At 47.3% G+C, this 11,722-nt stretch carries 12 protein-coding genes; all 12 read left to right on the top strand.

Annotation, left to right across the window (positions count from 1 at the left end; genetic code table 11):
• The first annotated feature begins 320 nt into the window (after nucleotides 1–320).
• Complete coding sequence (gene tgt, locus ACWVCM_RS06560; protein WP_455200927.1) at nucleotides 321–1,475, top strand: tRNA guanosine(34) transglycosylase Tgt; 1,155 nt, start codon at nucleotides 321–323, stop codon at nucleotides 1,473–1,475.
• A gap of 131 nt (nucleotides 1,476–1,606) precedes the next feature.
• Nucleotides 1,607–1,948 carry a preprotein translocase subunit YajC gene (yajC, locus tag ACWVCM_RS06555; RefSeq protein ID WP_455200926.1) on the top strand — a complete coding sequence of 114 codons (342 nt, stop codon included), beginning with the start codon at nucleotides 1,607–1,609 and terminating at the stop codon, nucleotides 1,946–1,948.
• Nucleotides 1,949–1,975: 27 nt separating this feature from the next.
• On the top strand, nucleotides 1,976–3,853 hold the full coding sequence (secD, locus tag ACWVCM_RS06550) for a protein translocase subunit SecD (protein WP_455200925.1): 1,878 nt from the start codon (nucleotides 1,976–1,978) through the stop codon (nucleotides 3,851–3,853).
• Between the two features lie 43 nt (nucleotides 3,854–3,896).
• Nucleotides 3,897–4,841 carry a protein translocase subunit SecF gene (secF, locus tag ACWVCM_RS06545; RefSeq protein ID WP_455200924.1) on the top strand — a complete coding sequence of 315 codons (945 nt, stop codon included), beginning with the start codon at nucleotides 3,897–3,899 and terminating at the stop codon, nucleotides 4,839–4,841.
• A 109-nt stretch (nucleotides 4,842–4,950) separates the two neighbouring features.
• Complete coding sequence (gene glyA / locus ACWVCM_RS06540) at nucleotides 4,951–6,207, top strand: serine hydroxymethyltransferase (protein WP_455200923.1); 1,257 nt, start codon at nucleotides 4,951–4,953, stop codon at nucleotides 6,205–6,207.
• 110 nt (nucleotides 6,208–6,317) lie between these two features.
• Nucleotides 6,318–6,830 carry a transcriptional regulator NrdR gene (gene nrdR / locus ACWVCM_RS06535; RefSeq protein WP_455200922.1) on the top strand — a complete coding sequence of 171 codons (513 nt, stop codon included), beginning with the start codon at nucleotides 6,318–6,320 and terminating at the stop codon, nucleotides 6,828–6,830.
• Nucleotides 6,827–7,954 (top strand): bifunctional diaminohydroxyphosphoribosylaminopyrimidine deaminase/5-amino-6-(5-phosphoribosylamino)uracil reductase RibD, encoded by a 1,128-nt coding sequence (gene ribD, locus ACWVCM_RS06530; protein WP_455200921.1) that lies wholly within the window; start codon nucleotides 6,827–6,829, stop codon nucleotides 7,952–7,954. The genes nrdR and ribD overlap by 4 nt, the downstream gene beginning before the upstream one ends.
• A 65-nt stretch (nucleotides 7,955–8,019) precedes the next feature.
• Nucleotides 8,020–8,685 (top strand): riboflavin synthase, encoded by a 666-nt coding sequence (locus ACWVCM_RS06525; protein ID WP_455200920.1) that lies wholly within the window; start codon nucleotides 8,020–8,022, stop codon nucleotides 8,683–8,685.
• Nucleotides 8,686–8,745: 60 nt separating this feature from the next.
• The gene (ribBA, locus tag ACWVCM_RS06520) at nucleotides 8,746–9,864 is read left to right on the top strand and encodes a bifunctional 3,4-dihydroxy-2-butanone-4-phosphate synthase/GTP cyclohydrolase II (RefSeq protein WP_455200919.1); all 1,119 of its coding nucleotides are present in this window, start codon (nucleotides 8,746–8,748) and stop codon (nucleotides 9,862–9,864) included.
• A gap of 56 nt (nucleotides 9,865–9,920) precedes the next feature.
• Entirely contained in the window at nucleotides 9,921–10,394 is a 474-nt protein-coding gene (ribH, locus tag ACWVCM_RS06515) for a 6,7-dimethyl-8-ribityllumazine synthase (RefSeq protein WP_455200918.1), read from the top strand.
• Between the two features lie 71 nt (nucleotides 10,395–10,465).
• Nucleotides 10,466–10,903 carry a transcription antitermination factor NusB gene (gene nusB, locus ACWVCM_RS06510; RefSeq protein ID WP_455200917.1) on the top strand — a complete coding sequence of 146 codons (438 nt, stop codon included), beginning with the start codon at nucleotides 10,466–10,468 and terminating at the stop codon, nucleotides 10,901–10,903.
• Between the two features lie 57 nt (nucleotides 10,904–10,960).
• Nucleotides 10,961–11,722 (top strand): thiamine-phosphate kinase (gene thiL, locus ACWVCM_RS06505; RefSeq protein ID WP_455200916.1); only part of this gene is annotated, 762 nt, incomplete at its 3' end.

The raw sequence follows: 11,722 nt of genomic DNA, 5'->3' as shown, positions 1-11,722 counted from the left end.
GCTGCCCAGGTAGGGAAGGTAGTAGCTTTTAGAATCGGTTTGCTTGTTACTATCGCCACCACTGCTACATGAGAGCAAAACACTGGTAGATATCAATAGAAGTGAGAAAGAAAGTAATAGATATTGACGTGATAGTATTCTAATAAATGCCATACACTAATTCTTTTGTTGTAGTTTGTTGAAGAGATTTTCTAACGAATTGTATCGGTAATTGAGTCTGGAGTATATTCGATGCCGGAAAAAACCAGATATATAAGTAACGTTACATACACAAAAACGTTACAATATGCCGATTTAAAACTGCCTCTTAATTTGTGTAGATGAAATTTGAGCGAATCAATTCTGACGGCCTTGCCCGCCGTGGTCGTTTGCAGTTCGAGCGCGGTACGGTCGAAACGCCCACCTTCATGCCCGTAGGTACCTATGGCACCGTAAAAGCCATGACCCCGGAAGAGTTAATCGGTATCGGTGCCGAAATGATTCTCGGCAATACCTTCCATTTAATGTTGCGCCCCGGCACTGAGATCATCCAGAAGCATGGAGACTTGCATAACTTCATGCATTGGCAAGGGCCAATTCTTACTGACTCCGGTGGATTTCAGGTATTCAGTCTGGGGCGTGATGCGAAAGAACATCCCGGTGCTGCAAGCGGCAGGAATCCGGTTTCCGCGAAGATTACGGAAGAGGGTGTGACCTTTGCATCGCCGGTTAATGGCGACAAGGTTTTTATGGGCCCCGAAGAATCCATGCGCGTGCAACGCGAGCTGGGTGCCGATGTGGTGATGATATTTGATGAGTGCACGCCCTATCCGGCTGACGAAGAACAAACCCGCGCATCCATGGAGTTATCCCTGCGCTGGGCCAAACGCAGCAAAGAGGCTCATGGCGACAATCCGGCGGCCTTGTTCGGTATTGTACAGGGGGGTATGTTTACGCATTTACGCGATGAATCCATGGCGGGGCTGCTGGAGATTGGGTTTGACGGTTATGCCATTGGTGGTTTGTCAGTGGGCGAACCCAAGGACGACATGCTGCGTATTCTGGATCATACAGCCCACAAACTGCCTGAGGACAAGCCACGCTATCTAATGGGCGTCGGTCGTCCCGAAGATATCGTCGAATCAGTGAGGCGTGGCGTCGATATGTTCGATTGCGTCATGCCCACGCGTAATGCCCGAAATGGTCATTTGTTTACCCGTTATGGTGAAGTCAAGATTCGCAACGCCCAATACGCGGACGATACGGCACCCCTGGATGCACAATGCGGTTGTTACACCTGTCAAAATTATTCCCGGGCGTATTTACGCCACCTCGACAAGACCGGCGAAATCCTGGGTTCGCGACTGAATACCATTCATAATCTTTATTATTATCAAGAGCTAATGCGTGGTTTGCGGAAAGCACTTGAAGAACAGGGCCTGGACCCGTTCTGTGAAGAGTTTTATCGGCTGAGGGGTATTTCCGCGACTGGTTAAATGTGGAGCAATCTGGGTGATTGCGATGCAATAAGTTAGTGATATATGTAATAATAGCGCCCGCTCAAGGGCCGGCATTTGATGTGCCCTCCAATGATTAACTACGAAAAACATAATATGAAGGTAAAACCATGGACATGAGCTTTTTTATTTCAAACGCAATGGCGGAAGGTGCTGCTGGTGCACCACCTGAAGGTGGATTGATGGGATTCATTCCCCTGATACTGATTTTTGTTTTGTTCTATTTTTTATTGATTCGTCCCCAGGCAAAACGTGCTAAAGAACACAAGCAAATGGTCGAAGCATTGGCCAAAGGTGACGAAGTGGTTACCAATGGTGGCGTGCTGGCGCGCATCAGTGATGTCGGCGACAGTTTTATTACTGTTGAAATCGCCGATGGTGTTGAAGTGAAAGTGCAACGTAATGCCATCGCTTCACTGGTTCCCAAAGGCACTTATAAAGCAAAAGATTAATTCATAAACGATTACCGGTTATCTTTCATGATTCTGAATCAATACCCCCTGTGGAAATACTTACTTATTATTATCGTGCTAGTAGTCGGCATGCTGTACGCGGCGCCAAACCTGTATGGCGAAGATCCCGCGTTGCAAGTCTCATCCACGCGGGGCGTGGAAGTGAGTCTTGCCACCCAGGAAACGGTGCGCACTGTGCTGCAAAACGAAAACATCCCTTTCAAAGCTATTCTTCTGGAAAATGAAAGAGTTCTGGTGCGTTTTTCCAATACTGAAGATCAACTTAAAGCTAAAGATGCAGTACGCAAACAATTGAACGATGACTTCATTGTTGCGTTAAACCTGGCCCCACGCACACCGGAGTGGTTGCTGGCCATTAATGGGTTACCCATGTATCTCGGGCTGGATTTGCGGGGCGGTGTGCACTTTCTGATGGAAGTGGACGTTGATGCTGCAATATCTCAATCCGAAGAGCGCTATATCAGTGATTACCGTACGCTGCTGCGTGAAAATCGTTTGCGTTATACCAAAATAGATCATCACCAAAAGTCGTCTGGTGAAATTGATGGTGTAGAAGTCCGCTTCAAGGATGATGATACGCGTACCCAGGCAGAAGAATTGCTGCGTAAGGAGTATCCGGATTTACAGTTTGATACCTTTGAAAAAGACGGCGCGTTTTATCTACTGACCACCATGACCGAACGGGAAAAAACCGAAGTTCGCAGGTTGGCCGTTAAGCAAAACATTACCACATTGCGCAATCGTGTTAACGAGTTGGGTGTCGCTGAACCGGTGATTCAACAGCAAGGTACGGATCGTGTTGTCGTGCAATTACCGGGAGTACAGGACACGGCTCGAGCCAAAGAAATCCTGGGTGCGACTGCCACACTGGAATTTCGCCTGGCCGATGAAACTCATGATGTACAGGATGCCGTAAATGGTCGCGTGCCTGCGGGGCTCAAGCTCTATAAGCAACGTGGTGCTGGCCATGTATTGTTAAAGAACCGGGTAATGTTAACGGGTGATTATATTATTGATGCGTCATCTGGCATCGATCAGCAGAGTGGTGGGCCGACAGTGTTTATCACCCTTGATGGTAAGGGCGCTAACATCTTCAGCAAGGTGACTGGCGAAAATATCAAAAAGCTGATGGCTGTGGTGTTTATCGAAAATAAAATCGATACCCGGGAAGTGGATGGAAAAATTGTTAAAACCAAACGCAAGGTTGAAGAGGTTATCAATGTTGCACGGATTCAGGATCAATTAAGCAAGCGCTTCATGATTACTGGTCTTGATGACACGCGCGAAGCACGCGATCTGGCATTGCTGCTACGCGCGGGTGCGCTGGCTGCGCCTATCGACATTGTGGAAGAGCGTACCGTTGGTCCAAGCCTGGGACAGGATAATATCGATCAGGGTACTCGCTCGGTGATTATTGGTTTTATACTGGTACTGGCTTTCATGGCAATCTGGTACAGAGGCTTTGGTTTAATTGCCAACCTGGCGTTGATGTTCAACCTGGTGGCCATCGTTGCAGTGCTTTCCATGTTGCAGGCTACGCTTACCTTGCCGGGTATCGCTGGTATCGTATTAACCGTCGGTATGGCGGTAGATGCCAATGTACTGATCTTTGAACGTATTCGGGAGGAAATACGCAATGGCAATAGTCCGCAGGCCAGTATTCATTCCGGGTACGCTAAAGCCGTATCAACGATCGCTGACGCTAATATCACAACCTTGATTGCCGCAATAATTCTGTTTGGTTTTGGCTCTGGTCCTATTAAGGGTTTTGCCATCACCTTGTCCATCGGCATTATAACCTCTATGTTTACTGCAATTATGGGTACGCGTGCGGTGGTGAATCTGGTATACGGCGGGAAACGGGTGGAAAAGCTCTCGATCTGATTTTATAAAATAATAGTACTGAAAAAATTCTTCTGGAACGACTATGCAACTATTTAAAACGGCACCACACTTTGATTTTATGGGTAAGCGCAATATTGCGTTGACCGTTTCTGCCATACTGATCATTGGCTCACTGGCATCACTTTTCACTCGAGGCTTGAATTTCGGACTGGATTTTAGCGGCGGTACGCTTATCGAACTGGGCTATTCACAATCCGTTGAGCTGGGACAGGTACGAAATGCTTTGGAATCTGGTGGTTTTCCTGATGCCGTTGTACAACACTTTGGCACTTCTCAGGATATCCTGGTTCGCCTGGCGCCTGTTTCCGGCGAGAATGACGCTGATTTAAGTACCCGGGTCGTGAAGGTATTACAGAGTGCCTCCAGTGATTCTATTGATTTGCGGCGTGTGGAATTTGTAGGTCCTCAAGTTGGAGAAGAATTAACGGAAGATGGTGGTCTGGCCGTTTTGTACGCGTTGATTTGTATTTTTATTTATGTGTTTTTCCGATTTGAATGGCGTTTCGCGGTGGGTTCTGTACTGGCCTTGTTTCACGATGTGTTAATTACCCTGGGTGTATTCTCAGCTCTGCAACTGGATTTTGATCTGACCGTGTTGGCGGCATGCCTTGCGGTAATTGGTTACTCCTTGAATGACACTATTGTCGTATTTGATCGTATCCGGGAAAATTTTCGTAAAATGCGCAAAGGTTCGCCCATTGAAATTGCCAATACGTCGCTGAATCAAACACTGTCCCGAACCTTGATGACTTCTATTACGACCTTGCTGGTGCTGATCGCCCTGTTTGTTGTGGGTGGTGAAATTATTCATAGTTTTGCGACGGCACTGATTATCGGTGTAGTTGTCGGTACCTATTCTTCTATCTATGTCGCCAGTAGTGCGGCTATTATGCTGGGTGTCAGTAAAGCGGACTTGATGCCTGTGCAGAAGGAAGGACTGGTTGAGGGAGAGGGTGATTTACCCTGACCTGACGCAGCGCGCGCAGAAAATAAGTAATTATAAATTACCGGTTCGTTGCGTATGCCGTTAAAAAATCTTGATTATTTGTGACACCTGTTAACTGAGTGGGAATCCTATGTTTACCAAAGATATGACCATTGCCGGATTTGATGAAGAATTGTGGAACGCAATTCAGGAAGAAGAAAAACGCCAGGAAGAACACATCGAGCTGATTGCTTCGGAGAATTATACCAGTCCGCGTGTCATGCAAGCGCAAGGCTCGGTGCTCACCAATAAATATGCTGAAGGTTATCCCGGTAAACGTTATTACGGTGGCTGTGAGAACGTCGATGTCGCTGAGCAACTAGCCATCGATCGCGTTAAGCAATTGTTCGGTGCTGATTATGCCAACGTTCAACCACACTCTGGATCGCAGGCTAACGCCGCGGTTTATCTTGCATTACTGCAACCGGGTGACACGATACTGGGTATGAGCCTGGCTCATGGTGGGCATTTAACCCATGGTTCAAAAGTAAATTTCTCCGGAAAGATTTTTAACGCCGTGCAGTACGGTATCAGTGATGATACCGGCGAAATCATCTACGATGAAGTGGAAGCATTGGCCATGGAGCACAAGCCGAAAATGATCATCGGTGGTTTTAGTGCTTACTCGCGCATCGTGGATTGGCAACGATTTCGCGATATAGCGGATAAGGTAGGCGCTTACCTGGTGGTTGATATGGCGCACGTTGCTGGCCTGGTGGCGGCGGATGTCTATCCCAGTCCCGTGCAAATTGCCGACGTGACTACAACCACCACGCATAAAACCTTGCGCGGTCCACGCGGTGGATTGATTCTGGCAAAATCCAACCCGGAAATAGAGAAGAAATTGAATTCCATGGTATTTCCCGGTACGCAGGGTGGTCCCCTGATGCACGTTATTGCCGCCAAAGCGGTGGCTTTTAAAGAAGCGCTTGAGCCATCTTTTAAAGATTACCAGCAACAGGTTGTAAAAAACGCGCGAATCATGGCGGACGTAATGATGGAGCGGGGCGTAAAAATTGTTTCAGGCGGCACTGATAATCACCTGTTTCTGGTGGACCTGATCGAGAAGGGTATCACCGGCAAAGATGCTGATGCTGCCCTGGGACGTGCCAATATTACGGTCAATAAAAACAGCGTACCCAATGATCCTCAGTCACCATTTGTCACCAGTGGTTTACGTATTGGTACACCGGCAATGACCACCCGTGGTTTTAAAGAAACAGAGGCACGGGATCTTGCGGGCTGGATTTGTGATGTCCTGGATGACATCAACAATGAAGCCACCATTGAGCGTGTCAAAGGTCAGGTGCTCGAAATCTGCAAGCGCTATCCTGTCTATAAAGCATAAGTTATTTCGTCGTCCAGTCGCTGGGTTGATGCGGGACAGCCTGCAAAAAGCCTATGCTTTTCATTGGATTATCTGCTATTGTTAATGTGTTGCTATAGTGGATTCTCTCTATGCGTTGCCCATTCTGTGAAGCTGATGAAACCAAGGTAATCGATTCTCGCCTGGCCGATGAAGGCTACGTCGTGCGTCGTCGTCGCGAATGTTTAACCTGCAGTGAGCGATTTACCACCTTTGAAACAGCGGAACTGGTTATGCCACAGATCGTTAAAAATGACGGTCGACGTGAACCCTTTAATGAAGAAAAACTTCGCAGCGGAATAGTACGGGCGTTGGAAAAACGTCCCATTGAATCTGATGCTGTGGAAGGACTAATTAACAATATCAAGCAGCAAATGCGCGCCACCGGCGACCGCGAAATCAAGGCAACCCGACTGGGCGAATGGGTCATGGAAGCACTCAAGAATGTTGACCAGGTTGCTTATGTACGATTTGCCTCCGTGTATCGCAGTTTTGAAGATGTGAATGCTTTTCGCGAAGAAATTGAGCGACTGGAAAAACTGCCCACACCTGAACTTAAGAAATTACAACTCGACCTGATTGATCAAAAGGAATCGAAAGAGTGAGCGACGAACAGCATCGTCGTTATATGGCGAGAGCCATAGAGCTGGCTAGCAACGGCTTATTCACTACTGATCCGAATCCGCGCGTTGGTTGCGTCATCGTAAAAGATAACAATATCATCGGCGAGGGCTGGCATGAGCGTGCCGGTGGTCCTCACGCTGAAATTGTTGCCTTGCAACAGGTAGGCGCTAATGCAGAAGGTGCTACCGTTTACGTTACCCTGGAACCCTGTAGTCATTTTGGCCGGACTGCACCCTGCGCTGATGCACTGATCGGTGCCAATGTGGCGAAAGTGGTAGTTGCGATGACGGATCCCAACCCACTGGTTGCCGGCAAAGGCATTGAAAAGTTATCTGAGGCGGGAATAAGTGTTGAGCACGGATTGCTGGAAGATGAAGCGCGTTTACTGAATCCCGGTTTTATCAAACGCATGCAGCGGCAGTTGCCCTATGTGCGCTGTAAAATCGCGATGAGTCTTGATGGTCGTACCGCGATGGCCTCGGGTGAAAGTCAGTGGATCACAGGGGAGGCGGCACGGCAGGATGTACACCGGTATCGCGCACGTAGCTCAGCGATTATGACTGGCATTGGAACGGTACTCGCGGACGATCCATCATTAAACGTACGTTTACCCGCTAGTGATAATTCCGCATTGGCAAATTTTACGGATGATGACCAGCCATTGCGTGTCATTATTGATACACAATTACGCACGCCAGTAACCAGCAAGATGCTAAGCTTGCCAGGAACGACATTAATATATTCTGGCAGTTACGACCAGGCACGCATTACTGAACTGGAACACTCTGGCGCAAAAGTCGTACAGATGGAGTGTGATGACGAACATATTAGCCTTAAAGCCGTGCTGCATGATCTCGCCAGGCGTGAAATTAATGAAGTGATGATTGAGGCAGGGGCGCGACTTAATGGTGCCGCGCTGGCGAAGGGCCTGATTGACGAGTTTATTTTTTATATTGCCCCAAGTTTGATGGGTGATCAGGCCAGGGGCGCTTTTCATCTACCAGAATTGACGACGATGGCGCAAAAACTCGAACTTGAGCTGCTTGATACTCGCCAGATAGGTGATGATTGGCGTATCATTGCCCATCAGAAATATATCAAATAGTATGTTGTATCATTACTATAAGCCGAATAATTACTGGAGTTGAATAGTTTCTACAGATAGCCATCATGTTTACCGGAATTATACAAAGCGTCGGGCAAATTGAAGCCCTGCAACAAAAAAACAGCGATATGCGACTCACGCTCCATATCGGTAAATTATCTGTGGATGATCTGGCTTTGGGCGACAGTGTTGCCGTGAGCGGCGTGTGTCTGACCGTGGTTGAGAAAACTGCCAATGGCTTTGTTGCTGATGTATCGGGAGAAACCTTGTCCCGTACTATTGCTGGCCAATGGCAAACGGGTGACCGGGTCAATCTGGAGCTGGCTTTAACACCAACAACACGGCTCGGTGGCCACCTGGTCAGTGGTCACGTCGATGGCGTTGGTGAAGTTATTAAACGTTGGAGCGATGGCCGGTCGGAGCGCTTTGTCATCAAGGCACCGGATACCCTGGCTAAGTACATTGCTGAAAAAGGTTCGATTTGTGTTGATGGTATCAGCCTGACGGTCAATACCGTTTCAGGCAGTGAGTTCGAATTAAATATTGTTCCCCATACCTTACAGGAAACAACTATGGGTGATTATACGGCCGGACGGCATGTCAATCTGGAAGCAGACATCATTGCCCGTTACCTCGAACGATTGTTATTAGGTGACAAGGCTGCAGATAAAGATAGTGATTTGATTACCGCTATTGATGAGAAATTTTTAGCGAAGCATGGTTTTATTTAGCATAATGAATTATGTGAAAACTGTAGATTAAAAGTAACGCATCAGGTACTAAAAAATAGTATGGAACTTAATACGCCAGAAGAATTAATTGACGATATTCGCCAGGGAAAAATGGTGATCTTGATGGATGACGAAGATCGCGAAAACGAAGGCGACCTGGTGATGGCGGCCAGTAAGGTAAACGCAGTGGATATTAATTTTATGGCGCGATATGGCCGTGGACTGATTTGTTTGACCTTAACCAGGGAACGTTGTGAACAATTACGTTTGCCGCTGATGGTGAATAACAACAGTGCTGCTTACGGAACTAACTTTACGGTATCCATTGAAGCGGCAGAGGGCGTGACGACAGGTATATCTGCTGCAGACCGGGCAGCAACCGTTCAGGCGGCCGTGGCGCCGGATGCCAGACCGACAGATATTGTGCAGCCAGGACATATTTTTCCCATCATGGCGCAACCCGGCGGCGTGTTAACCCGAGCTGGGCATACGGAAGCGGGTTGTGATTTGGCGCGTATGGCTGGACTGGAACCTGCCAGTGTCATTGTGGAAATACTTAATGAAGACGGCAGTATGGCTCGTCGTCCTGACCTGGAAGTTTTTGCTAAAGAATTTGATCTGAAAATCGGAACCATCGCTGATTTGATCCACTATCGTTTGTCCAATGAAAAGAGTCTGGAACGAGTAGCCGAGTGTCAGTTAAAGAATCACATTGGTGAATTTCACCTGGTCAGCTACCGTGATCGTATCGATAACCAGGTCCATTTTGCCCTGGTGAAGGGCAATATTAGATCATCTGAACCGACCCTGGTGCGTGTACATATGCCCCATTACCTGAATGACGTGTTGGGTATTCAGCGCAAGGATACGGGGTGGCCGTTAGAAGATGTGATGCGAAGGATTGATCATGAAGGCATTGGTGTCATCGTTTTGCTCAGTTATCCAGATGAAAAAAACGACATTATTCGACAGGTAGAAAGTTATCAGCTGGAAGATCAGGGTGAAACACCACCAAGACGTGAATCCAGCACGGATTTACGTACCTATGGTACCGGCGCACAAATATTACTGGATTTGGGTGTGCGTAAAATGCGTGTCATGAGCGCGCCGAAACGTATTCATGGTTTGTCCGGTTTTGGACTGGAAGTGGTTGAATATGTTGCCAGCGAAACAAATTAAGCTGGCAGCTGAACTAATTCATTAATAGATTAAAATAACCGAGAAGCAATAGAGCGATGAATAATTTTAAAACATATGAAGGTGAATTGACGATTCAGGGTGCTCAGTTTTGTATTGTCGTGTCGCGCTTTAACAGTTTTGTGGTGGAAAGCCTGTTAGATGGCGCAATTGATGCCTTGAAACGTCATGGTGCTGATGACAATGATATTCAGATTGTTCGCGTGCCTGGCGCTTTTGAAATGCCACTCGCAGCCCAGAGAATTGCAGCAAAAAAACAGTTTGATGCCATTATCGCATTGGGCGCGGTTATCCGTGGCGGTACGCCGCACTTTGAATATGTTGCTGGCGAATGTACCAAAGGCCTGGCGCAAGTGTCCTCTCAATATGATGTTCCGGTAGCATTTGGTGTGTTGACTGTCGACACAATTGAGCAAGCTATCGAACGTGCGGGTACCAAAGCAGGTAACAAAGGCGTGGAAGCCGCTATGTCAGCGATCGAGATGGTAAACCTGTTGCGAGCGCTAGACTGATACAAACACATTCTTACTAATATAAGATTGCAATACACATTCACGGCGACACAACTAGATTAAGTACCTCTATGAGTAAAGCACGTTCCCTGGCCCGAAAGCGCGCTGTTCAAGCCCTGTATATGTGGGAAATGACCAAGGTGGATTTGTCGGATATTGATCAGCAGTTTGTGCTGGAACACGATATGTCCAAAGTGGATTTAAAATATTTTCAGGAATTATTGCACAAAGTACCTGCGCACATCGACGAGATCGATGATCATATTCACACTTATCTGGACCGACCCTTTAGTGAGATTGATCCGGTAGAACGCGCGATTATGCGACTTGGTGTATATGAACTCCAGTTTCGTCTGGACATACCTTACAGGGTGGTAATTAATGAGGCAGTTGAGATTGCCAAAGTATTTGGCGCCGAGGATGGTTACAAGTATGTTAATAGTATCCTGGATGCGGCCGCAAAAAAATTGCGCGCTGCAGAAATAAACGCAAAAAAATCTTCTCACTAGACATTCATATAAACTACCAGCTCGTTTGATGTTAATTTTTAATTAACTGCGGAACTTATGACTCAATCCGAGTTTTTCCTCATCGATAAATACTTCAAGGATCGTGGCGTTGTTCGCGATGATGTGGCGCTGGCTATTGGTGATGATGCTGCGATTAGCAATATTCCAACGGGGTTTCAATTAATAACAGCGGTGGACACGCTGGTCGAGGCTGTTCATTTCCCCCGGGATAGCCAGCCATTTGATATCGGTTATAAAGCGCTTGCGGTAAATCTGAGTGATATGGCAGCTATGGGTGCCGAACCCGCATGGGCAACGTTGGCTTTAACGATGCCGAAAGTTGATGCAGCATGGTTGCAACATTTCTGTGATGGGTTTTATACACTGGCTAAAGCATTTAATGTGCAGTTAATTGGTGGTGATACCACTCAGGGGCCATTGAGTGTAACGGTTCAATTAATGGGATTTGTACCGCAAGGCAAAGCATTAAAAAGAAGCGCTGCGCAAGCGGGAGACAGAATTTTTGTGTCTGGCACAGTGGGTGATGCAGCGTTAGGATTACAGGTCCATCAGCAAAAACTTTCACTACCCAATCTAACCGACGAACAAAAACAATCGCTGCTAACCAGGCTTCATCGACCCGTCCCCCGTATTGAACTCGGTATCGCACTTCGTAATATGGCTTCTGCTGCGATCGATATCTCTGATGGCTTGATTGCAGACTTGAACCATATACTTGAATCGAGCGAGGTGGGTGCAACAGTACATCTGGAGCAGGTTCCTGTTTCTGAACCCATGCAGGCGCTTGGCAATCTGCTC

The organism is Kaarinaea lacus (assembly GCF_975902315.1).
Note: the sequence above shows the minus strand (reverse complement) of the source record. Positions and strands in the feature narration are given on the sequence as shown.